Annotated in this window: 20 protein-coding genes; 9 read left to right on the top strand and 11 right to left on the bottom strand. The window is 73.8% G+C overall.

Annotated features, from left to right (window positions below; all coding sequences use genetic code 11):
• Positions 1-403: 403 nt before the first annotated feature.
• On the bottom strand, positions 404-1912 hold the full coding sequence (locus tag Asera_RS10795; protein WP_030446816.1) for an NAD(P)H-hydrate dehydratase: 1509 nt from the start codon (positions 1910-1912) through the stop codon (positions 404-406).
• Positions 1909-2283 (bottom strand): holo-ACP synthase, encoded by a 375-nt coding sequence (locus Asera_RS10790; protein ID WP_030446815.1) that lies wholly within the window; start codon positions 2281-2283, stop codon positions 1909-1911. Before Asera_RS10790 ends, Asera_RS10795 begins: the two co-directional genes overlap by 4 nt.
• A 170-nt stretch (positions 2284-2453) precedes the next feature.
• Here Asera_RS10790 and Asera_RS10785 point away from each other — a divergent pair, with 170 nt between their 5' ends.
• Entirely contained in the window at positions 2454-4505 is a 2052-nt protein-coding gene (locus Asera_RS10785) for a prolyl oligopeptidase family serine peptidase (protein ID WP_030446814.1), read from the top strand.
• 145 nt (positions 4506-4650) lie between these two features.
• Here Asera_RS10785 and Asera_RS10780 read toward each other — a convergent pair whose 3' ends face one another.
• Entirely contained in the window at positions 4651-6804 is a 2154-nt protein-coding gene (locus Asera_RS10780) for an Hsp70 family protein (RefSeq protein WP_051802347.1), read from the bottom strand.
• A gap of 107 nt (positions 6805-6911) precedes the next feature.
• Here Asera_RS10780 and Asera_RS10775 point away from each other — a divergent pair, with 107 nt between their 5' ends.
• The 3 genes from Asera_RS10775 (at position 6912) to Asera_RS10765 (ending at position 8460) form a co-directional block, all read left to right on the top strand.
• Positions 6912-7952 carry an aldo/keto reductase family protein gene (locus Asera_RS10775; protein WP_030446812.1) on the top strand — a complete coding sequence of 347 codons (1041 nt, stop codon included), beginning with the start codon at positions 6912-6914 and terminating at the stop codon, positions 7950-7952.
• 83 nt (positions 7953-8035) lie between these two features.
• Complete coding sequence (locus Asera_RS33030; RefSeq protein WP_280529724.1) at positions 8036-8203, top strand: type II toxin-antitoxin system Phd/YefM family antitoxin; 168 nt, start codon at positions 8036-8038, stop codon at positions 8201-8203.
• A complete protein-coding gene (locus tag Asera_RS10765; RefSeq protein ID WP_030446810.1) occupies positions 8200-8460 on the top strand; it encodes a Txe/YoeB family addiction module toxin in 261 nt (86 codons plus the stop codon). Before Asera_RS33030 ends, Asera_RS10765 begins: the two co-directional genes overlap by 4 nt.
• A gap of 11 nt (positions 8461-8471) precedes the next feature.
• On the opposite strand, the gene Asera_RS10760 is transcribed toward Asera_RS10765, so the two are convergent.
• Complete coding sequence (locus Asera_RS10760) at positions 8472-9419, bottom strand: helix-turn-helix domain-containing protein (protein WP_030446809.1); 948 nt, start codon at positions 9417-9419, stop codon at positions 8472-8474.
• A gap of 178 nt (positions 9420-9597) precedes the next feature.
• On the opposite strand from Asera_RS10760, the gene Asera_RS10755 reads away from it, so the two are divergent.
• A complete protein-coding gene (locus tag Asera_RS10755; RefSeq protein WP_030446808.1) occupies positions 9598-10632 on the top strand; it encodes a saccharopine dehydrogenase family protein in 1035 nt (344 codons plus the stop codon).
• 144 nt (positions 10633-10776) lie between these two features.
• On the opposite strand, the gene glmS is transcribed toward Asera_RS10755, so the two are convergent.
• Positions 10777-12837: a glutamine--fructose-6-phosphate transaminase (isomerizing) gene (gene glmS, locus Asera_RS10750; protein ID WP_030446807.1), complete on the bottom strand. Its 2061-nt coding sequence runs from the start codon at positions 12835-12837 to the stop codon at positions 10777-10779.
• Between the two features lie 162 nt (positions 12838-12999).
• On the opposite strand from glmS, the gene Asera_RS10740 reads away from it, so the two are divergent.
• Positions 13000-13287, top strand: coding sequence for a YciI family protein (locus tag Asera_RS10740; RefSeq protein WP_030446806.1), 288 nt, complete (start codon positions 13000-13002; stop codon positions 13285-13287).
• On the opposite strand, the gene Asera_RS10735 is transcribed toward Asera_RS10740, so the two are convergent.
• Positions 13224-14159, bottom strand: coding sequence for a DMT family transporter (locus Asera_RS10735; protein ID WP_035296865.1), 936 nt, complete (start codon positions 14157-14159; stop codon positions 13224-13226). The two genes, Asera_RS10740 and Asera_RS10735, sit on opposite strands and share 64 nt — an antisense overlap.
• A gap of 71 nt (positions 14160-14230) precedes the next feature.
• Here Asera_RS10735 and Asera_RS10730 point away from each other — a divergent pair, with 71 nt between their 5' ends.
• The gene (locus tag Asera_RS10730; protein ID WP_030446805.1) at positions 14231-15133 is read left to right on the top strand and encodes a LysR family transcriptional regulator; all 903 of its coding nucleotides are present in this window, start codon (positions 14231-14233) and stop codon (positions 15131-15133) included.
• Between the two features lie 72 nt (positions 15134-15205).
• Positions 15206-15706 (top strand): hypothetical protein, encoded by a 501-nt coding sequence (locus Asera_RS10725; protein ID WP_051802345.1) that lies wholly within the window; start codon positions 15206-15208, stop codon positions 15704-15706.
• A gap of 22 nt (positions 15707-15728) precedes the next feature.
• Here Asera_RS10725 and glmM read toward each other — a convergent pair whose 3' ends face one another.
• From glmM to rplM, 3 genes are all read right to left on the bottom strand, one after another.
• Positions 15729-17081 (bottom strand): phosphoglucosamine mutase, encoded by a 1353-nt coding sequence (gene glmM / locus Asera_RS10720; protein WP_030446803.1) that lies wholly within the window; start codon positions 17079-17081, stop codon positions 15729-15731.
• A 312-nt stretch (positions 17082-17393) separates the two neighbouring features.
• Entirely contained in the window at positions 17394-17843 is a 450-nt protein-coding gene (rpsI, locus tag Asera_RS10715; protein ID WP_035296862.1) for a 30S ribosomal protein S9, read from the bottom strand.
• Positions 17844-17856: 13 nt separating this feature from the next.
• Positions 17857-18300: a 50S ribosomal protein L13 gene (gene rplM / locus Asera_RS10710; protein ID WP_030446801.1), complete on the bottom strand. Its 444-nt coding sequence runs from the start codon at positions 18298-18300 to the stop codon at positions 17857-17859.
• 285 nt (positions 18301-18585) lie between these two features.
• Between rplM and Asera_RS10705 the strand changes: the two genes are divergently transcribed.
• Entirely contained in the window at positions 18586-19869 is a 1284-nt protein-coding gene (locus Asera_RS10705; protein WP_030446800.1) for an MFS transporter, read from the top strand.
• Positions 19870-20066: 197 nt separating this feature from the next.
• Here Asera_RS10705 and Asera_RS10700 read toward each other — a convergent pair whose 3' ends face one another.
• The gene (locus tag Asera_RS10700; RefSeq protein WP_244843823.1) at positions 20067-21212 is read right to left on the bottom strand and encodes a DUF5925 domain-containing protein; all 1146 of its coding nucleotides are present in this window, start codon (positions 21210-21212) and stop codon (positions 20067-20069) included.
• Positions 21213-21326: 114 nt separating this feature from the next.
• Positions 21327-22466 (bottom strand): DUF5925 domain-containing protein, encoded by a 1140-nt coding sequence (locus Asera_RS10695; RefSeq protein ID WP_244843821.1) that lies wholly within the window; start codon positions 22464-22466, stop codon positions 21327-21329.
• Positions 22467-22485 lie beyond the last annotated feature (19 nt).

Raw genomic sequence — 22485 nt, 5'->3', positions numbered from 1 at the left:
ACGTGCGCACGAACGGGGAGAGAGGCGTCTGGAACCTCTCTCCCCGTTCGGGCCTGACACCCGGACCATTCCGGTGGGCCCGGCTGCCAGACCAAGGCGGCAAACCCCCGCCGAGCGGGGAACGTCGCGCCCGGTGCCCGCCCGCACCCCCCAGTTCCGGGCGGGTACCGGCACGCGACGATGGACACCGCTGTGTGTGCGTCCCAACACGAATCGTTGTGGACGTCGCCATCATGCCTGTCGTTCCGCGCGTCGTCCACCGTCGAATCGTCGGCCCCGGCGCGCAGTGCACCGCCGGAACGACTCTGCGTAGCCGTGAACGTTCCCGGAATCGCCGCACACCGGGCGGTCGCCCGCCCCCGAAAGCGGTACGACCGCTACCCTGCGTACAGGTTCAGCTTCCTCATCTGAAAGTGTGTGCGGCAACGTTCCCGCTGGTCAGAGAGCGGACAACGGGCCGGAGTCCGGACAGTACATCCATCGCGGTCACCGGCCCGTGCGTAGCCGCCTCGCGACCGGCCAGCCCGTGCGCGAATGCCGCGGCGATCGCCGCCCGCTCCGCCGGCAGCCCAGCCGCGAGCAGCGACCCCAGCAGGCCGGACAGCACGTCGCCGGAGCCCGCCGTGGCGAGCACGGCCGTACCGGTGGAGTTGACCAGGCAGCGGCCGTCCGGGCTGGCGACCACCGTCCGGTCGCCCTTCAGCAGCACGGTCACGCCGAGCCGGGCGGCCAGCTCCCGCGCCGCGGCCGGCCGGTCGTCGCCCGGCTCGGCGCCGGCGAGCCGGGCGAACTCCCGGTCGTGCGGCGTCAGTACGGTCGGCGCGGTGCGGTCGGCGAGCCAACCGACCGGGTCGTCGGCGAGCAGCGTCAGGCCGTCCGCGTCGACGCACACCGGTACGTCGGCGGCGAGCGCGGCGCGCAGCTCACCCTTGGCCCGCACGTCGGTACCGAGGCCGGAGCCCACCACCCAGGCCTGCACCCGGCCGGCGTCACCGACCCGGTCCGCGATGACCGCGGGCGGCCAGGCCCGGCGAACGTGGTCGGCCGCGTGGCCGGCGTAGCGCACGAACCCGGCCGGGCCGGCCAGCGCGCCGCCGACCGACAGCACCGCCGCCCCGCTGTACGCCTCCGAGCCGGTGGCGACGCCGACCACCCCGCGGGTGTACTTGTCCGACGACGGCACCGGCACCGGCCAGATCGCGGCGATGTCGTCGGCGTCCGGTACCGACAGCGCCGGCAGCGCCGGCGACACCGACCACCCCGACGGCCCGTCCGCCTCCGCCACCGGGGCGGTGGGCAGGTACGGGGCCAGGCCGATGTCGATCAGTTCGACCAGACCGGCCCGCGGCGCCGCCGGCCCCACCACCAGGGACGGCTTGTACGTGCCGAACGTGACCGTGACATCGGCCCACACCGACTCGGCCGGCGCGGCACCGGTGTCCACGTCGACCCCCGACGGTACGTCGACCGCCAGCACCGGCGCGCCGGTCCCGGCGACCGCCCGTACCGCCGCGAGCGCGTCCGGCCGCAGCCCCGGCCGCCCACCGATGCCGACGATCCCGTCCAGAACCAGGTCGACCGGGCCGGACACCTCGTCGACCAGCCGGCCGCCGGCGGCACGAAAGTCGGCCAGGCCGGCGGCGTGGGTGTGCTCACCGGCCAGCAGCAGCGCCCGTACCTGCGCGCCGCGACGCGCCAGCCGGGCGCCGGCGAACAGCGTGTCGCCACCGTTGTTGCCGGCCCCCACCAGCAGCAACACCCGGGACGAGTAGACGCCGCGGTCGGCCAGCAGGCCGGCGGCCCGCACCGCCAGGCCGGCCGCCGCCCGCTGCATCAGGGCGCCGTCCGGCACGGTCGCCATCAGCGCCTGCTCGGCGGCACGCACCTGCGCCACCCCGTACGCGTGCCTCATGCGTTCCCCTCCGCAACGACCATGGCCGAGGCGATCCCGCCGTCGTGCGACAGCGACAGGTGCCAGCGCGCGATGCCGTGCTCGGCGGCGACGTCGGCGACCCTACCGGTGACCGTCAGCCACGGCCGGCCCGCCCGGTCGACGACCACCTCGCAGTCGCGCCAGTTCAGGCCGGCCGGTGCACCGAGCGCCTTTGCCACCGCCTCCTTGGCCGCGAACCGGGCCGCCAGCGACTCCGGCGCCCGCGGGTGACCGACCGCGGTCACCCGCTCATCATCGGTGAACAACCGATCCGCGAGCAGCGGCGTGCGCAGCAGCGCCCGCGCGAACCGCTCCACCAACACCACGTCCACTCCCACCCCGATGATCACGCCCCCACCCTGACACACCGGCGGCCCCTTCGAGTTCCGTCGGGCGCTGCCGCCCGCGTTCAAGCGGCCCCACGCGCCGAACGGCTGGGGGGACGGCCGGGGCCGGCTGTGGCAGCCTGGGTAGCCTGCCCGCACCGCACGCCTGCCCGCACCGCCTGGAGGACGCGCCCATGACCGGTACGGACGACTACGACGAGAACCTCTGGCTGGAGGAGATCGACTCGCCGCGCGCGCTGGACTGGGTCCGCGAACGCAACGCGGAGACGATCGCCGCGCTGGCCGGGCCGGAGTTCGAGGCGCTGCGCGAGACCATCCGGGAGGTGCTCGACGCCGACGACCGGATCCCCTATGTCACCCGCCGCGGGGCGTACCGGTACAACTTCTGGCGCGACGCCCAGCATCCGCGCGGGCTGTGGCGCCGCACCACCCCGGAGTCGTACCGGAGCGAGCAGCCGGCGTGGGAGACGGTGCTGGACGTGGACCGGCTCGCCGCCGACGAGGGCGAGAACTGGGTGTGGGGCGGCGCGACGGTCCTGCGGCCGGAGTACACCCGGGCGCTGGTGTCGCTGTCCCGGGGCGGGGCGGACGCGAGCGTGGTTCGCGAGTACGACATCGAGCGCCGGGAGTTCGTCGCCGACGGGTTCGTGCTGCCCGAGGCGAAGACGTCGATCGACTGGATCGACGCCGACCGCATCTACGTCGCCACCGACTTCGGCCCGGACACGCTGACCACCGCCGGGCTGCCCCGCACCGTACGGGAGTGGCGGCGCGGCACCCCGCTCGCCGACGCCACGCTGGTGTACGAGGGCGAGCCGACGGACTCGAGCGTGGCGGCGTGGCACGACGACACCCCGGGATTCGAACGCGACTTCGTGCACCGTTCGGTCGACTTCTACCGCACCGAGTGGTACCTGCGGGACGGCGCCACGCTGCGCCGGATCCCGGTGCCGGACGACGCGATCGCCTCGGTCAACCGGGACTGGCTGCTGATCGAGCTGCGCTCGGCCTGGCAGGTCGGCGGCATCGAGCACGCCGCCGGCTCGCTGCTCGCCACCCGGTTCACCGAGTTCCTCGCCAGTACCGCCGACGGCGCCGCACCCGAGCTGGTGGTGCTGTTCGCGCCGGACGACCGCACCGCGCTGGCCGGCTGGTCCTGGACCCGGCACCGGCTGATCGTCACCGAGCTGCGTGACGTCTCCAGCCACCTGCGGGTACTCACCCCCGCCGAGTCCGGGCCGTGGCACGCGGCGTCGCTGACCGCGCTGCCGCCGCACAGCGACGCCTCCGCGTTCGGTACCGACAGCGACGTGGACGACGAGTACCAGCTCACCGTCGAGGGTTTCCTGACCCCGTCCACCGTGTACCTGGGGACCGCGGGCGGCGACGACGCGGTAGCGGTGAAGCGCGAGCCGCGCTACTTCGACGCGGCGGGACTCGCGGTGCGCCAGCACTTCACCGCGTCGGCGGACGGCACGAAGGTGCCGTACTTCGTGGTCGGGCCGGACACCGACGAGCCGCTGCCGACCCTGCTGTACGGCTACGGCGGGTTCGAGATCTCCCTGCTGCCCGGCTATTCCGGCGTCGTCGGCCGGACCTGGCTGGCCCGTGGATTCCGGTACGCGGTGGCGAACACCCGCGGCGGCGCCGAGTACGGCTCGCCCTGGCACACCGCCGCGCTGCGCGCCGACCGGCGCCGGGTGTACGACGACTTCGCCGCGGTGGCAACGGATCTGGCCGAGCGCGGGCTCACCACGCCGAGCCGGCTGGGCATCCTCGGCGGCAGCAACGGCGGGCTGCTGACCGCGCTGATGACGATGCGCCGGCCCGAGCTGTTCGGCGCGGCGGTCAGCGAGGTGCCGCTGACCGACATGCGCCGCTACCACCGCCTGCTCGCCGGCGCGCTGTGGGTGCCCGAGTACGGCGACCCGGACGTCGCCGACGACTGGGCGTTCCTGCGCGAGTTCTCGCCGTACCACCAGATCCGGCCGGACGGCGACTACCCGCCGCTGCTGGTCACCACCTCGACCCGGGACGACCGGGTGCATCCGGGGCACGCCCGTAAGATGGTCGCCCGGCTCCGCACGAGCGGACACGACGTGTCGTACTACGAGAACATCGAGGGCGGCCATGCCGGGGCCGCGGACAACGCCCAGGCCGCCTTCCTCTCCGCCCTCGTCCACCACTTCCTGCACCGCCACCTGGTCGATGCCGACCGCGCCTGACGATCCGCGCCACCTGGTCGACGCCGACCACCGCTGACGATCCGCGCCACCTGGTCGATGCCGACGGCCCCGACGATCCGCGCCGCGCCTGGTCGGCGCCGGCCGCGCCGGCGGTCTGCGCCGGTGCGGAGCGGGCGGGCGGCGGTCAGGACCACATGTCGGCCGGGCGGATCGGCCCACCGGCCAGCAGCCGGGCCAGGTCGGCCAGCACCGTCGCCACGCCGGCCAGGTGCCACTCGTCCGAGCGGCCCTTGGCCGCCGCGGCAACCATCCGGGCGCACGCGGTACCGAGCATCTCGGCCGCCACCGGCAGCGGCCCGGCCAGCAGCCGGGCGGCCGCGGCGATGCCCGCCGCGACGCCCGGATCCGTGTCGTCGAACCGGGTCTGCGCGGTGGCGTCGGCGGCGAACCGCTCGGCCCGGCCGGCGTCGTCGGTGAGCACCGCGCAGCACGCCAGCAGCCAGGCGCGGTCGACCGGATCGCCGCTCCCGTAGGCGATCCGTACCGCCTCCTCGACGGTGGCGGGGTCGCACCGCGGGCCCCCGGTCAGCACCTGGTAGGTCAGCACGGAGACCCAGGTGTTCGGCGTGGCCTGCGTCCGGGCGCACCGCAGCGCCTCCGCGGCGAGCTCGGCGCCGCGGTCCGGGTCGGCCGCCGCGACGGTGACCGCCGCCGACGCCAGTGTGCTCGCCCGGGCGTCCGGATCGTCGAGGTAGCCGGCGATCCGCACCGCCCGCGCCGGATCGACCAGCGCCGCCGCCTGCCCGACGCAGAGCAGGCCGTCCCGGCGCTGCTGCTGGTCGGCCATCCCCTCGACGACCAGCTCGGCGACCTCGAGCAGCGCAGCCGCACGGGCCGGCAGCACCGCCCGCAGCGCCGCCGCGAGTTCCCCCAACGCCATGACCTGCCAGTACGGGTCGGGCACCGCCAGCACCGTCCGAGCCGCCGCGGACGCCATCGGCGCCAGCTCGGGCAGGTCGGCCGCGGCCAGCGCGGCCATCACCTCGCCGAGCGCGCCGGCCCGGAACCGGGCGTCGTGGGTGGCCCGGGCGACCGCGTCGGCCTCGACGGCGAGCTGCCGGGCCCGATCCGGTGCCACCCGCGCCACCGCTGCGGCCAGGTGGGCCCAGGCCGGCGCCCGATCGGCCGGCGCGGACACCCGGCGGGCGAGCTGCTCCGCCTGGGCGAGCAGCCGGTACGCCCGGTCGGTGCGGGCCCGCCGCGGGTCGGCCGCACCGCCGCCCGCTGCGGACCGGGCGAGCAGCCCGAGCAGGGCGCCGTGCACGCCGACCAGTTCCGGCTGGTTGACCCCGGTCGGCGTCACCCCGAGCTCGCGATGCAGCACGGTGGCCACCACCGGCATCCGGCTCATCCCGCCGGTCAGGAACATCGGCCCCGGTAGCGGAGACGCCAGCCCGGCGTCCCGGAGCGCGTCGCGCAGCGCCTCGATGGCGTCGCCGACCAGCGGTTCGGCGATCCCCTCCAGCTCTGCCCGCGAGATCGGCGCGTCGACGCCGACCAGCGGCACGTGCACCGTCGCCTGCGGGGTGCGGGACAGCATCTCCTTCGCGGCCCGCACGTCGGCGACCAGCTGCTGCCGCGCCCGCCGGTCGTCCGGCGTCTCTGGCGCACGGATCCGTTGCCACGCAACGGAATCCCGCTCCTGGTAGCTACGGTCGAGGTGGTCGATCAGTTCCTCGTCCAGGTTCAGCCCGCCGGCCTCGGCGAGCCGTTCGGTCGCCAGGACCCGGTCGCCGAACACGACCGAGACCTCGGCGGTACCACCGAGATCGAGCACTGTCAGCGGCGCTGCCCGGGCACCGAACAGCCGCTGGAAGTACCGCGCGGCGGCGATCGGCGCGGCATCGAACAGCACCGTGCCCAGACCCGCGGACTCCGCCGCCGCCGCCAGCACCGACCGTTCCCGCTCGGCCCAGCCGGCCGGGCAGGTCAGCACGACGCGATCGGGGGCGGTGCCGACGGCCCTGGTCGCCTCCGCGGCGACCCGGCCCAGGATCGCGGCCAGCGCCGTCGCGACCGGCACGTCGTCGCCCAGCGGTATCGTCTCGTCGGCGATCCGCAGCAGCGGGTTCGGCGCGAACCGTTCCGGGGCCAGCCGGGCCGCATGCACCGCGTCCCGGCCGGCGAGCAGGCTTCCGTCGGGCTGGGCGAACACCGCCGAGGGCAGCAGCGGCGAGGCGTCGAACAGCAGCGGCTCGAGCCGGCCGTCCGGGTGGCCCACCATCGCCACCGTGTGCACCGTGCCCAGGTCGACCGCCAACGCGCATCCCACCGCCACCGGGCTCCTCCGTCCGATCGGCGCGCAGGCAGCGCCTGCCGTACCGCTCCGACCGTAGCGACCTCGCACCAACAGCCGACACCGTGCGCTGTTGCTAGCGTGGACGGATGGAACATCGCAGACTGGGCGGCAGTGGGTTGCAGGTCAGCGCCGTGACGTACGGGAACTGGCTGACCCACGGCAAGGACACCGAGCAGGTGGCGCGCGAGTGCGTCGCCGCCGCGCTCGACGTCGGCATCACCACGTTCGACACCGCCGACGTGTACGGCGCGCCCGACTACGGCGCCGCCGAGGAGGTGCTCGGCTCGGCACTGCGCCGGGTGCGCCGGGCCGGCTACGTGCTGTGCACCAAGGTGTGCCTCCGCACCGGGCCGGGCGAGAACGACCAGGGCCTGTCCCGCAAGCACATCATGGAGAGCTGCGACGCGTCGCTGCGCCGGCTCGGCACCGACCACATCGACCTGTACCAGGCGCACCGGTACGACGACGGCACCCCGCTGGAGGAGACCATGGTGGCGTTCGCCGACCTGGTCCGGCAGGGCAAGGTCGGCTACCTCGGCACCTCGGAGTGGCGACCGGACCAGATCGAGGCGGCCGCGAAGCTCGCCGCCGAGCTGCGGGTGCCGCTGATCTCCAACCAGCCGCAGTACTCGATGCTGTGGCGGGTGATCGAGGCCGAGGTCGTACCGACCTGCGAGCGGCTCGGCATCGGGCAGATCGTCTGGTCGCCGGTCGCGCAGGGCGTGCTCACCGGCAAGTACCGGCCGGGACAGCCGATGCCGGAAGGCAGCCGGGCCACGCAGGACCGCGGTGGCCGGTTCGTCGGCCGGTACCTGGGTGACGCGGTGCTGTCCGCGGTGCAGCGGCTGGCGCCGATCGCCGCCGAGCAGGGGCTGACGCTGGCGCAGCTGGCGATCCGCTGGGTGCTGACGAATCCGGCGGTGTCCAGCGCGATCCTCGGCGCCTCCCGGCCGGAGCAGGTTCGCGACAACGCGGCGGCGGCCGGCGGCGTGCTGGACGCCGACACGATGGCGCGCATCGACGCCGCCCTCCTCGATCCCGAGTTCGGCGACGTGATCGAACGCGACCCGGGCAAGATCGCCACCCCGTTCGCCGTCCGCACCGGCTGGTCGCGCACGACCGACTAGAAAGTCCACAGTGGACTGGCTTGGTCCGGTACGGAGCAGGCCCGCGGTACGGATCGTCGAGGTGGCGCCCAGCCGAGGTCGTCGTGACGCGAGCAGGCCACGAACCTGTCGTGATTGTCTCGCTGGACGACTACGAATCGTTGAAGGAGACGGCGTACCTGCTGCGGAACCCCGCCAACGCGCGCCGCCTGCTGGCGTCGATCGAACGCCTGGAACGTGGCGAAGGCTCGCAGCGGGATCTGATCGAGTGATCCTGATCTGGGATGGCAGCGCCTGGGACGACTACCTGTGGTGGCAGCAACAGGATCGCAAGGTACTCAGGCGGATCAACTTGTTGATCAAGGATATCGACCGGAACGGCAACGAGGGGCTCGGAAAACCCGAGCCCCTCAAGCATGGCTTCCACGGGTACTGGTCCCGCCGCATCACCGATGAGCATCGACTGGTGTCTCGGATCGAGGGCGACGAGATCCGCATCGCCGCCTGCCGCTACCACTACGAGGCTTGACCGACGCGGGGTCAGGCGGGCTCGGGCGGGGCGGTGGCGCGGAAGGTGCGGCGGTAGGTGTCGGGGGGTACCCCGACGGTGCGGTGGAAGTGCCGGCGCAGCGTCGCAGCACTGCCCAGCCCGGTGGCGGCGGCGATCCTGTCGATGCCGTCGTCGGTGCGTTCCAACAACTCCTGGGCGCGCCGGATGCGTTGGGACAGCAGCCACTGCAGCGGCGTGGTACCGGTCGCCGCGCGGAAGTGCCGCACCAGGTTGCGAGTGCTCATGTTCGCCTGGCGGGCCAGGTCCGGCACGGTCAGCGGTTCCGCCAGCCGGTCCAGCGCCCAGTCGCACAGTTCCGCCAGCGGCCGGCCGTCGCGCACCGGTACCGGCGCGGTGACGAACTGGGCCTGCCCGCCCTCCCGGTGCGGCGGTACGACCAGCCGCCGGGCCACCGCGTTCGCGATCGCCGAGCCGTGGTCGCGGCGTACCAGGTGCAGGCACAGGTCCATCGCGGCGGCCTTGCCGGCGGAGGTGAGCACGCTGCCGTTGTCGACGTAGAGCACGTCCGGGTGGACGGTCACCCGCGGGTACCGGGCGGCCAGCGCATCGGTGTGCGCCCAGTGCGTGGTGGCCCGGCGGCCGTCCAGCAGGCCGGCGGCGGCCAGCACGAACGCACCGGTGCACAGCGACGCGACGCGGGCGCCGGCCTGGTGTGCCGCCCGTACCGCGGCGACCAAGTCGGCCGGCGGGTCCGCGTCGACGTCCGCCCAGCCCGGGACGATCACCGTGTCGGCGTGCCGGAGCCGGTCGAGCCCGGCGTCGGGCGCCAGCCGGAACCGGCCGACGGTGACCGGGCGCGGACCGCACAGGGCGACGTCGTACCGATCGGCGGACGGTCCGCCGGCGAAGACCTCGTGGGCCATCGACAGTTCCAGGCTGAGCATGCCGTCGGTGACGGCGAACGCGACGGTACGCATGTCCGAAACTGTACGCGAGTTGGCGTTCCTGCCACTCGTGCCCGCGGTGATCCGCTGCCAGGCTGGTTCCCGTCGAGCACGACCGGACGGCGAGGCCGGCGCGCACGACCGGACGGCGCGGCCGGCGCGCACGACCGGACGGCGAGGCCGTCGATGACGACCTGACGGCGGAGGGCCGATGAACACGAACAACCACCAGGTCACGGTGTACGGGGCGTACGGGCACACCGGCCGCTTCGTGGTCGCCGAGCTGCGGGACCGCGGGTTCACCCCGGTGCTGTCCGGCCGCGACGAGGACCGGCTCCGGGCGCTCGCGGCGGCCCACCCTGGTACCGAGGTGCGGCCGGCGACGGTCGACGATCCGGCCGCGCTCGACCGGGCGCTGGCCGGCGCCGCCGCGGTGATCAACTGCGCCGGGCCGTTCGCGACGACCGCGGGGCCGGTGGTCGAGGCCGCGCTGCGCGCGGGCATCCCGTACCTGGACGTCGCCGCCGAGATCGAGGCGAACCTGGACACCTTCGCGCACTTCGCCGACCGTGCCCGGGCCGCCGGCGCGATCGTCGTCCCCGCGATGGCCTTCTACGGCGGCCTCGGCGACCTGCTGGCCGGCGCGGTACTGGACGGCGCGACCCGCGCCGACGAGGTGCACATCGGGTACGGGCTGAGCAGCTGGCACCCGACCGCGGGGACGCGGGCCGCGGGCGCGGTGTCGAGCCAGCGGCGCGACGGCCGGCGGCTGCGCTACCGGGACGGCCGGCTGCAGTACCACGACGCCGAGCCGGCGACGACGACCTGGGACTTCCCCGCCCCGCTCGGGCCGCGAACGGTGATCGCCGAGTTCACCATGGCCGACGTGGTCACCCTGCCCAGCCATCTGGACGTCGGCGAGGTGTGCACGTACATGACCACCGAGGCGGCCCGGGACATCGCCGCGCCGGACACGCCGGCGCCGGCGGCGGTCGACGCCCGGGGCCGGTCCGGGCAGACGTTCGCGGTCGACGTCCGGGTCCACGCCGGCGGCACGCAGCGGCGGGCGGTGGCCCGCGGGCAGGACATCTACGCCGTCACCGCGCCGCTGGTGGTCGAGGCGGTCCGGCGGGTCCTCGACGGCGAGACGAGGACCGTCGGCGTCGCGTCGGCCGGCGAGATCTTCGACCCGGCCGACTTCCTGCGGGCGCTCTCCGCCCGCGGCGTCCTCGACGTGACCCGGTGACCGCCCGCCCGTCGAGCCCGGAGCCGCGGCGCACCAACCAGCCGATCAGGGACCCACTGCGGCGTGTCCTGCCCGACCCGCCGACCACAAGTCCTTGATCGACGCCTGCTGATCCGATCGGCTCCCGCTGGCGCGGTGCGCGGGCTACTCGACGGTGACCGACTTGGCCAGGTTGCGGGGCTGGTCGACGTCGTGACCGCGGGTGGCGGCGATCTCGGCGGCGAGCACCTGCAGCGGCACCGTGGTCACCAGCGGCGCGAGCAGCGTCGGCGTGCGCGGCACGTACACCACGTGGTCGGCGTGCGGCGCGACCGCGGTGTCACCCTCCTCGGCGATCGCGACGACGCGGGCGCCGCGGGCCCGTACCTCCTGGATGTTGGAGATCATCTTGTCGTGCAGCACCGCCCGGCCGCGCGGCGACGGCAGCACGCAGATCACCGGGGTGCCGTTGTCGATCAGGGCGATCGGGCCGTGCTTCAGCTCGCCGGCGGCGAACCCCTCGGCGTGCATGTACGCCAGCTCCTTGAGTTTCAGCGCGCCCTCCAACGCCACCGGGTACCCGACGTGCCGGCCGATGAACAGCACCGAGCGTGCGGCCCCCAGTGACCGCCCCAGCTCCCGCACCGGCTCCATCGTGGCCAGCACCTCGTCCACCTTGGCCGGCATCGCCTGCAGCTGGGCGACCACCGCACCGACCTCGTCCGCGTACTTGATTCCGCGCACCTGCGCCAGGTGCAGCCCCACCAGGTAGCACGCCACCAGCTGGGTCAGGAACGCCTTCGTCGAGGCGACCGCGACCTCCGGCCCGGCGTGCGTGTACAGCACCGCGTCGGACTCGCGGGGGATCGTCGAACCGTTGGTGTTCGAGATCGCGAGCACCCGCGCCTTCTGCACCTTCGCGTGCCGCAGCGCCATGATCGTGTCCATCGTCTCGCCGGACTGCGAGATCGCCACCACCAGCGTGGAGCGGTCCAGCACCGGGTCGCGGTAGCGGAACTCGCTCGCCAGCTCCACCTCGCACGGGATCCGGGTCCAGTGCTCGATCGCGTACTTCGCCACCAGCCCGGCGTGGTACGCCGTGCCGCAGGCCACGATGAAGATCTTGTCCACGTCGCGCAGGTCCTGGTCGGACAGCCGCACCTCGTCCAGGGTGATCTCGCCGGCCTCGGTGAGCCGGCCGCGCAGCGTGTCGGCGACCGCCTTCGGCTGCTCGGCGATCTCCTTGAGCATGAAGTAGTCGTAGCCGCCCTTCTCGGCGGCGCTCGCGTCCCACTCCACGTGGTACCGGTGGGTCGGCGCCGGCGCGCCGGCGAAGTCGGTCACCTGGTACCCGTCCGCGGTGATCGCGACGACCTGGTCCTGGCCGAGTTCGACCGCGTCCCGGGTGTGCTCGATGAACGCCGCGACGTCCGAGGCGAGGAAGTACTCACCGGACCCGACACCCACGACCAGCGGGGAGTTGCGGCGCGCACCGACGACCAGCCCGGGCTCGTCCACCGACACCGCGAGCAGGGTGAACGCGCCGGTCAGCCGCGCGCACACGGTCCGCATCGCCGCCACCAGCCCGGTGCCGGTGGGCGCGTCGTCGACCAGCACCGCGCCGGCCGGGCCCGCCACCTCGGCGCTGGTCGGGCCCGCCACCTCGGCGCCGCCGACCCCGCCGGCGGCGCTGGCGCGACCGAGGCCCGCGGGGATCCCGGCGCCGCTGGGTGCGCCGGTGCCGGGACCGCCGGCCGGGACCGCGCTGCCGGGACCGCCGGCCGGGACCGCGGTGCGGGCCAGCTCGGCGGCGAGCAGGTGGGCGACGACCTCGCTGTCGGTGTCGCTGGCGAGCTCGACGCCGGCCGCCTCCAGCTCGTCGCGCAGCCGGGCGAAGTTCTCGATGATGCCGTTGTGGATCACCGCGACCCGGCCGTCCGCGGACGCGTGCGGGTGCGCGTTGCGGTCGGTCGGCGCGCCGTGCGTGGCCCACCGGGTGTGCCCGATGCCGCTGGTCGCGGCGCACAGCGGGTCGGTCGGCGGCAGCTCGGCCAGCGCCTTGGTCAGGTTCGTCAGCTTGCCGGCCCGCTTCACCACCCGGACCTCGTCGTCGGCGACGACGGCGACGCCGGCCGAGTCGTACCCCCGGTATTCCAGCCGGCGAAGTCCGTCCACCACGACGGTGCACGCCGACCCGGCTCCCACGTACCCCACGATGCCGCACATGCCGGCAGGGTAGCAGCGAAATGCGCAGCGGCGGTGCGCAGTCCCCGATGTTTCACGCAGCCGATTTGATTGAAGTAGCCAATCGGCGCGAGCCCGAGCAAGCCGCCTCCTCGGTACGAACGTGCTCCCGGGTCGCGGCCGGCGCCATGCCAGACTGCCTGCGTGTACATCCTGTTGCTCGACTACCTGAAGCCGCTGAGCGAGATCGACGCGCTGCTCCCCGCACACCGCGACTACCTCGACCGGTACTACGGGGACGGCACGTTCGTGCTCTCCGGCCGGCAGGTGCCGCGTACCGGCGGGGCGATCCTGGCCCGGCACGTCGACCGGGCCACGATCGACCGGATCGTCACCGAGGACCCGTTCGCCCGCGCCGGCGTGGCCCGCTACCGCGTGGTCGAGGTCGAGCCGACCCGGACCGCCGCGGGCGCCGGCTCCGTGTTCGGCTGAACCGCGCGCCGCCGCCGGGACACGGTCAACGCCGTCCCGGCGACGATCAGCACCAACCCGGCCGCGGCCGGCACCGTGAACGGCTCGTGCAGCACGAGCGCCCCGTACGCCAGCGAGAACACCGGCGCGAGGTAGGCGACCAGGCTCGCGGTGCCCGCGCCGGCACGGGTGATCAGCACGTTGAACAGCAGGAACCCGCCGGCGGTGCAGGCCACGCCGAGCACCGCGAGCGCGCCGAAGGTACCGGCCGACGGCATCGCCCGCGGCAGGCCGACCGCGGCGACCGGCGCGACCAGTACCGCGGCGACCGCCTGGCCGGCCGCGGTGACCGGCAGCGTGGGCCGGCCCGGCAGCAGCAACCCGAGCAGCAGCGAGCCGATCGCGTAGCTGGCCGCCGCCAGCGTCACCAGTACCGCGCCGAGCGGGTCCGGCGCGCCACCGGCACCGAACGGCTGCACCAGCGCCGCCACGCCGACGAGCCCCACTCCGACGCCGGCCAGCTGCACCGCCCGCACCCGGGCGCCACGCACCATCAGCGGGGTCAGCAGCACCAGCCAGAGCATCTGCGTGGACACCAGCAGGCTCGCCGTACCGGTGGCGATCCGGCTCTGGCCGAAGGCGATCAGCAGGTACGGCAGCACCATCTCGAACAGCGCGAACAGCGCGATCCGCGGCCAGTCCCCGCGCAGCGCCGCGAACGGGCGCCGGTGCCTCGCCCGGGCCAGTACGCAGAGCACCGCGGCACCGATGGCGAGCCGCCCGAACACCACCACCGGCGCGGACAACCCCCGCAACGACAGGTCGATGAACAGGTACGAGGCGCCCCAAGTGGCGGACAGCACGAGCAGCAGGAACAGCGAACGTCGGCTCACGGCAACTACTGTGCGTCGAAATCCCTGCCAGGAGTAGTGGTCAATTGGCCCAGGGGTGTTAAGTAGAGCTAATGATCGACGTACCCCGCCTGATGGTGCTGCGGGCGGCCGCGGCCCGGGGCAGCCTGAGCGCCGCCGCGCGCCTGTTGAAGATCACACCGTCGGCCGTGTCACAGCAGGTCGCAGCGCTGGAACGGCAGGTCGGCGTGCCGCTGGTCGAGCGCCGGACGACCGGCATCACGCTGACCGCGCCGGGCCGCGCGCTGGTGGCCACCGCCGACGTGATCGCCGCCGAGCTCGCGAAAGCAGAGCGTCACATCGCCGACATCGCCGAAGGCACCCGCGGCCGGCTCACCGTGGCCACGTTCGCCTCCGCCGGCCAGCGGCTGCTGCCGCAGGCGGTCAGCGCGCTCGCCGCCGACCGGCCGGACGCCGAGGTCACCGTGCTGGAGTACGAGCCGTTCGACGCGGTACCGAAGCTGCGGCGCGGCGAGGCCGACCTCGCCGTCGTCTACCACTTCGGTGCACCCCGGCCGCCGGACGACTGGGGCGTCGGCGAGTCCCTGCGGTACGTGCGGCTGCGCCGGGACCCGGTCCGAGTCGTCCTGCCCGCCGACCATCCACTCGCCGGCCAGCGCACCATCGCCTTCACCGACCTCGCCGACGAGCGCTGGGTGCAGGGCTGGGCCGACGTCGGCCAGCTGCTCGACCACTACGCCGCGGTCGCCGGCTTCACCCCGCAGGTGGCCTGCTACGCCAGCGACTACCTGTTCATGCAGTCGGTGGTCGCCGCCGGGATGGGCGTCGCCCTGGTACCGACCGTGGCGCTCGCCGGGCCGGCCGGCGAGGTCGTCGCCCGCCGGCTCGACCCCGAACCGGTCCGGCAGGTCGGCGCCCTCTACCCGATCGGCCGCTGGCACTCCCCGCTCACCGAGGAACTGCTCGCCCGGCTGCGCGCCACCGTCGCCGACTGACGGCTCCGCCCGCGCCTCGGCACGGGTACGCGCAGCCTCCTGGTATGTGCGGCGGCGCCCTACGATGTCGGGATGTCGAGCCCGCCCCCGCCCCCGGACGGCGTACCAGGTTCTTTCGGCCCGGCCCCGCCCGGCCCGTACCCGTCCGCCGGCGCGTCGCCCCACGGCTGGCCCGCACCCGGCCAGCAGCCGGCGGCGCCATCCGGCGGCTACCCGTCGACCGGCCCGAACCCGTACCCGGCACCCGGGCAGTACCCGGCGGCGGGCCCGTATCCGATGGCGGGCCCGAACCCCGGCCAGTCCCAGCCGGCCCCGCCGGGCGCCTACCCGCCGCCCGGTGGGTACCCACCGCCGCACGGCTACCCGCCGCCGGCCGAGTACCCGTCCGGGGTCGCCGGGCAGATCCTCGCGAGCGAGCGCGGCCGGCGAGTCACCGACGGCGTCAGCGACTACTTCGCATCGGCGTCCGACCAGCGCCAGCTGCGCCGGCGGATCGTACTGATCGCGCTGGTCATCGCGATCCCGGTGTTCCTGATCATTCTCGCGGCGGCCCTGCTGCCCAGCCTGCTCTGACCCGGCAACGGCGGCCGGTCCGTCAGATCGGGCTGGCGGCGCGCACCGCGGCGGCGATCTTCTCCGCTGTCTCCGCCGCCTGCGGCTGGGTCGCGGCCTCCACCATCACCCGGATCAGCGGCTCGGTGCCGGACGGGCGCAGCAGCACCCGGCCGCTGTCCCCCAGCTCCCGCTCGGCGCTCGCCACCGAGTCCCGCACCACGGTGTCCACGGCGGCCGCCTTGTCCGCCACCCGGACGTTGAGCAGAACCTGCGGCAGCGGCCGGACCACCGCGGCCAGCTCCGCCAGGCTCGCGCCGGTGGCCGCCATCCGGGCCATCAGCTGCAGGGCGGTCAGCGTGCCGTCGCCGGTCGTCGCGTGCCGCGGCAGCACCACGTGGCCGGACTGCTCGCCGCCCAGCGACAGGCCACGCGAGCGGAGCAGTTCCAGCACGTACCGGTCGCCCACCGCGGTCGTCGCGACCTCGATGCCGTGCTCGCGCATCGCCAGGTGCAGGCCCAGGTTGCTCATCACCGTGACCACGAGCACGTCGTCGGTCAGGGTGCCCGACTCGCGCATCGCCAGCGCCAGAATGCCCATGATCTGGTCGCCGTCCACCGGCGTACCGTCGGCGGTCACCGCGAGGCAGCGATCCGCATCACCGTCGTGCGCGATGCCCAGGTCGGCGCCGTGCTCGGCGACCGCCGCGATCAGCGTCTCCAGGTGGGTGGAACCGCAGTCGGCGTTGATGTTGAGCCCGTTCGGCTCGGCGTGGATCGCGATCACCTCGGCGCCGGCCCGCCGGTACGCCTCCGGGCTGACCGCGGAGGCCGCCCCGTTGGCGCAGTCGACGACCACCTTCACCCCGTCCAGCCGGTGCGGCAGCGAACCGAGCAGGTGCTCCAGGTACCGATCGGCGCCGGCGGCGTGGTCGACCGCCCGGCCGATCGCCGCGCCGCGCGGCCGGCGCCACCCGTCGGGCGCCGCGACCAGCCGCTCGATGGCGTCCTCGACGTCGTCCGGTAGCTTCTGGCCGCCGGCGGCGAACAGCTTGATCCCGTTGTCCGGCATCGGGTTGTGGCTCGCCGACAGCACCACGCCGAACGCGGCGCCGGTCTCGGCGACCAGGTGCGCCACCGCCGGCGTCGGCAGCACGCCCACCCGGAGCACGTCGGTACCGGCGCTGCACAGCCCGGCGACCACCGCCGCCTCGAGCATGTCGCCGCTGGCCCGCGGGTCCCGGCCGACCACGGCGACCGGTCGCCTCCCGGTCGGCCCGTCCGGTTCCGGGGCCAGCACGTGCGCCGCGGACACCGCGACGGCGACCGCCAGCTCCGGTGTCAGCTCCGCATTCGCCAGGCCCCGAACCCCGTCGGTACCGAACAGCCGGCCCATGCGCACCGCCTCACCTCGATCGCGTCGCGGCCACCGGCATGTCATCGCCCGCTCGGCCGCAGGACAGGTCCCCACTGGGGGTTCGTTTCGATGCCCCCGGCCGGGCGAGGCGTCCCTCCGCTGGCCGGGCGGAGGTGCGAGTGCACACCGCTGTCGCATGCGCTCGTGCCGCCAACGCCGCCAGCGGGCAGACGGGTCCGCCGCAGCCGGCACGCGGGACATTGACACAAACCCTAGAGCACTTCGGCCGGGCACGAGTGTCGTGCCCGGCCGAAAATGCGATCCCGGCCGCAGGGCCGGTCGTGCCTGAAATCAGCGCTTCGAGTACTGAGGCGCCTTGCGCGCCTTCTTGAGGCCGTACTTCTTGCTCTCCACCATGCGGTCGTCACGGGTGAGGAAGCCGGCCTTCTTGAGCGCCGGACGGTGGTCGGGGTCGACCTCGACCAGCGCCCGGGCGATCGCCAGCCGCAGCGCGCCGGCCTGACCGGTGATGCCGCCACCCTTCAGGTTGGCGTGCACGTCGTACGCCTCGAGGCGGTCGGAGGTCACCAGCGGCTCCTTGACCAGCTGCTGGCTGACCTTGCTGGGGAAGTACTCCTCCAGGGTGCGGCCGTTCAGCTTGAACTGGCCGGTGCCGGGCACCAGGCGAACCCGGACGACGGCTTCCTTGCGGCGACCGACGGTCTGCACCGGACGGTCAGCGGCGCGCGGCGTCGGGATCGGCTCTTCGGCCACGACGGGGGTTTCGATGTCGCTGGTCACGCTTCTCCCTGCCCTACTGCGCGATCTGGGTGATCTCGAACGGCACCGGCTGCTGAGCCAGGTGCGGGTGCTCCGGGCCAGCGTAGACCTTGAGCTTCTTCAGAACCTGCCGGCTGAGCTTGTTGTGCGGGAGCATGCCCTTGACGGCCAGCTCGACCGCACGCTCGGGGCGGCTGGCGAGCAGGTCGACGTAGCGGACCTGCTTCAGGCCACCCGGGTAACCGGAGTGCCGGTACGCGATCTTCTGCTCACGCTTGTTGCCGGTCAGCGCGACCTTGCTCGCGTTCACGATGATCACGAAGTCGCCCATGTCCATGTGCGGGGCGAACGTCGGCTTGTGCTTGCCGCGCAGCAGTTGCGCGGTCTGGCTGGCGAGGCGGCCGAGCACGACGTCCGTGGCGTCGATGACGTGCCACTGGCGCGCAATCTCGCCCGGCTTGGGGCTGTACGTACGCACAGAATTACCTTGTCTGTCGTCGGTGTCTCGGGGTGCGGCCGCCTGAGGCTATCGACGCCTGCCGCACTGGAGACCGGGCCTGATGGCCGGGCTGGTGCGAGCAGGCGCGCGGACGGTACACGCAACAGCCCGCAACGATACCCGCCGCGATCCGGCAGGGTCAAAGTGGCCCCGGTCAAGCACCAGCCTAGCGCGGTTCGGGCCCCGATGGGCCCGGCCATAGCCAGCAAAATACGACTGGTTCGACATAGTGCGAAACACCGGCCACAAGAGCAGGATGCGGCTATGAGTGACATAGCGCCGTCCGGGCGGCAGCGACTCACCCGGGACCAACGCAGTTCGTTCCTCGCCGCACTACTCGGCTGGACGATGGACGCGTTCGACTACTTCATCGTCGTCCTCGTCATCAAGGACATCGCCGACACGTTCAACGTCTCGCTCGCCGAGACCGCGATCATCACCACGTTGACGCTGGTCATGCGGCCCGTCGGGGCCGCCCTGTTCGGCCTGTGGGCCGACCGGGCCGGCCGGCGGGTGCCGCTGATCGCCTGCGTCTGCTTCTACTCCGTGGTCGGGTTCCTCTGCGCCTTCGCGCCGAACTTCGCCACCCTGATGGTCCTGCGCCTGCTGTACGGGATCGGGATGGGCGGCGAGTGGGGCCTCGGCGCGGCGCTCGCGATGGAGAAGATCCCCGCCAGCCGGCGCGGCTTCTTCTCCGGCGTCCTGCAGGAGGGGTACTCGTTCGGCTACCTGCTGGCCTCGCTGGCGTTCCTGCTGGTGCACTCCACGCTCGGGCTGAACTGGCGGTGGATGTTCGCCCTGTCGATCATCCCGGCGCTGATCGCGCTGCTGGTCCGGCTCGGGGTCCGCGAGTCGGAGGTGTGGGAGAAGGCCGCGGAGCGGCGCAAGATGACCCGCACCTCGATCGCGCAGGTGCTGTTCAACGCCAAGACACTGCGCCGGTTCATCTACCTGGTGCTGCTGATGACCGCGTTCAACTGGATGAGCCACGGTACCCAGGACGTGTACCCGACGTTCCTGAAGGAGACCGCGCACGGCGGCATCGGGCTGGACCCGACCACCGCCACCTGGATCGTGGTGCTCTACAACATCGGCGCGATCGTCGGCGGTACCGTCGCCGGCACGTTGTCGCAGCGGTTCGGCCGGCGGCTGCTGATCATCTTCTGCGCGGTGCTGGCGCTGCCGATCGTGCCGCTGTTCGCGTTCTCCACCACCGCGGGGATGCTGTGCCTCGGCTCGTTCCTGATGCAGATCATGGTGCAGGGTGCCTGGGGCGTCATCCCGGCGCACCTGACCGAACTGTCGCCGGACGAGATCCGCGGCTTCTACCCGGGTGTGACCTACCAGCTGGGCAACCTGCTGGCGGCGCTGAACCTGCCGATCCAGGCCGCGCTCGCCGAACGGCACGGGTACCCGTTCGCGCTGACCGCCACGATCGTGCCGGTACTGATCGCGGTGATCGTGCTCAGCGCGATCGGCAAGGAACGCCGCGGCATCCGGTTCGGTACCACGGACACCTCGGCGGTCGCCGCGAAGGTCGGTAGCTGATCCGGCCGGGCGCGCGGGAGCACCGCGTCGCCCGGTGAGCACGCCCCGGACCCACCCCGGGCCCGGGGCGTGCCGCAGCTCTCACCACAACGGCGGGTCGGGCCCGGTCACCAGACCGGCGCGGTGCGGCCCGGGGCCGCGATCCGTGGTGCGGCCCGGGGCCGCGGGATCAGTGGTGCGCGGCCCGGGCCGCGGGATCAGAGGTAGAAACCGCCGGCGGGGCGGACGGTACGGGCCGCGTTGACCGCGCCGCCGCCGTCGCGCAGCGCGAACAGCTCCGCCAGGGTGGCGCCGTCGCCGGCGAGCGGGCCGGGATCGCCGAGCCACCGGGCCGCCTCCTCGTGCGGCAGCGCGCCGATCTCCAGGTGCGCCAGGCACCGGCCGGGCCGGGTGACCGCCGGGTGCAGCCGTGTCAGGTCCTCGTTCGTGGTGATCGCCACGAGCACCCGGCGGGACTGGCCGAGCAGCCCGTCGGTGAGGTTGAGCAGCCGGGCCAGCGCCTGGCCGCTGGTGCGCTTGGCGTCGCCGCGGATCAACTCGTCGCAGTCCTCCAGCAGCAGCAGCCGCCAGCGGCCGTCGTCCTCGTCCTCGTCGTCGCCGAGTACCACGTCCATCAGGTAGCCGGGGTCGGCGAACAGGTGCTCCGGGTCGAGCACGCAGTCGACCTGGCACCAGTCGTGCCAGGCCCGGGCCAGCGACCGCAGCGCGGTGGTCTTGCCGGTACCGGGCTCGCCGTGCAGCAGCAGGAGCCGGCCGGCGGTCGGGCGCGGCCGGAACGCCATCACCTTGTCCAGGTCGGTGCCGACGCTGGCGGCGTAGTTGCCGCGGATGTCCGCCCACTCCGGCGCGTCGACCGCGCGCACCGTGCGGTAGCCGCCGCGCCTTGCCGAGTGGTACCAGAAGCCGAGCTCGACCTCGCTGTCGGCGGACTCCAGCAGCGGGGTCGTGGCGTCCGCGACCGCCTCGGCGAGGATCCGCTGGGCCAGCTCGTCGCTGACCGCGGTGACGGTCACCTCGCCGCCACCGCCGCGCCAGCGCACCGCGCGCAGCGTCCAGCCGTCGCCGGTGGCGAGCAGCGCCTCCCGGCGGTCACCGGACGCCTGCCGTACCGGTACGGCACCGGCCGGCAGCAGCGTCGCCTCCGGCCGTACGTGGTCGAGCCGGGTGGTGCGGGCCCACGGCTGGGCGCCGTCGGCGAACGGGGACAGCGACAGCGCGTCGACCACGTCGTACGTGGTATCGGCGTCGTCCATGTGCACGACGATGGGCAGGGTGCGGACCGGGTCGTGCACGGCGGCCGGCACGGTCAGCTCGGGCACGGTCAGCTCACGGGGGGCGCTCACTCTTCGATGGTGTCCCGTCACGGCACCCCGTGGACAGTGAGAAAACCCACGCCTGACCAGCCAAAACAGATCAACTAGGTAACCCCGAACCGGGCGGTCGCCGCAGCGTGGGCGTTACAGGTAGAAGCCGCCGGCCGGCTCGGGCTCGCGGCGCAGCTCGACCGGGCGCCGGCCGGACCGCAGCGCGAACAGGTCGGCCAGCGTCGCGCCGTCGGCCGGCGCGGTCGCCTCGCCACCCAGCCACTCCTGCGCCTCGTCGGCGCCGAACGGCCCCACCTCCACCTGCGCCAGGCACCGGCCGGCCCGTACCACCGCGGGGTGCAGCTGCTGCAGGTCCTCGTTGGTGGTGATCCCGACCATCACGTTGCGGCCCTGGCCGAGCAGCCCGTCGGTGAGGTTCAGCAGCCGGGACAGCGCCTGCCCGGTGGCGTACTTCGCCTCGCCGCGGACCAGCTCGTCGCAGTCCTCCAGCAGCAGCAGCCGCCACCGGCCGTCGTCGCTGTCGTCGCCGATGACCAGGTCCATCAGGTAGCTCGGCTCGCCGAACAGCTTGTCCGGGTCGAGCACGCAGTCGACCTGGCACCAGTCGCGCCAGGCCCGGGCCAGCGACCGCAGCGCCGTGGTCTTGCCGGTACCCGGCGGGCCGTGCAACAGCAGCAGCCGGCCGGTGACCGTCTCCGCGGTCAGCGTCATCAGCGAGTCGAGCGCCCCGGACACCCCGCGCGCGTAGTTGCGCCGGATGTCGGCCCAGTTCGCGGCGGCGATCGGCCTGGTCGTGCGGTACGCGCCGCGCCGGCTCGAGTGGTACCAGAAGCCCATCTCGACGGTGTCGCTTGGCACCTTCTCCTCCGCCGCGGCGCCGGCGACGGCCCGCTCCAGTACCTGGTCGGCGAGCTCCTCGGACTCCGCGGTGACGGTCACCTCGCCGCCGCCGCTGTGCCAGCGGATCGCGCGCAGCGTCCAGCCGTCACCGGCGACCAGCTGGGAGCGGCGGGTGTCCTCGCGGACGCCGCGCAGCAGCCGGCCGTCCGGCGGGACCAGGGTGGCCTCCGGCTTGACCCGGTCGAGCCGTACGGTGCGGGCGAACGGCTGCTCGCCGTTGGTGAACCGGGTCAGCGTCAGCGCGTCGATTACGTCGAACGGCTCGTCCGAGTCGTCGGCGGTCAGCCGGATCGGCAGTGCCTGGGAGACCTCGTCCGGGTCGAGCTTCTGCTGGGGGTCCGGCGCGTCGTGCGCCTGCCGGGGAATGGACACCAACCCATGGTCTCCCACC

The organism is Actinocatenispora sera, assembly GCF_018324685.1.
GTDB classification, from domain to species: Bacteria; Actinomycetota; Actinomycetes; order Mycobacteriales; family Micromonosporaceae; genus Actinocatenispora; species Actinocatenispora sera.
The sequence above is the reverse complement of the archived record's forward strand: the minus strand, read 5'-3'. Positions and strand labels throughout refer to the sequence as shown.

Bases quoted from the DNA above. Each gene is read 5' to 3' on its own strand.
- Asera_RS10795 (WP_030446816.1), bottom strand. From the start codon at position 1,912: ATGAGGCACGCGTACGGGGTGGCGCAGGTGCGTGCCGCCGAGCAGGCG.
- Asera_RS10785 (WP_030446814.1), top strand. From the start codon at position 2,454: ATGACCGGTACGGACGACTACGACGAGAACCTCTGGCTGGAGGAGATC.
- Asera_RS10775 (WP_030446812.1), top strand. From the start codon at position 6,912: ATGGAACATCGCAGACTGGGCGGCAGTGGGTTGCAGGTCAGCGCCGTG.
- Asera_RS10760 (WP_030446809.1), bottom strand. From the start codon at position 9,419: ATGCGTACCGTCGCGTTCGCCGTCACCGACGGCATGCTCAGCCTGGAA.
- Asera_RS10755 (WP_030446808.1), top strand. From the start codon at position 9,598: ATGAACACGAACAACCACCAGGTCACGGTGTACGGGGCGTACGGGCAC.
- glmS (WP_030446807.1), bottom strand. From the start codon at position 12,837: ATGTGCGGCATCGTGGGGTACGTGGGAGCCGGGTCGGCGTGCACCGTC.
- Asera_RS10730 (WP_030446805.1), top strand. From the start codon at position 14,231: ATGATCGACGTACCCCGCCTGATGGTGCTGCGGGCGGCCGCGGCCCGG.
- Asera_RS10725 (WP_051802345.1), top strand. From the start codon at position 15,206: ATGTCGAGCCCGCCCCCGCCCCCGGACGGCGTACCAGGTTCTTTCGGC.
- glmM (WP_030446803.1), bottom strand. From the start codon at position 17,081: ATGGGCCGGCTGTTCGGTACCGACGGGGTTCGGGGCCTGGCGAATGCG.
- Asera_RS10705 (WP_030446800.1), top strand. From the start codon at position 18,586: ATGAGTGACATAGCGCCGTCCGGGCGGCAGCGACTCACCCGGGACCAA.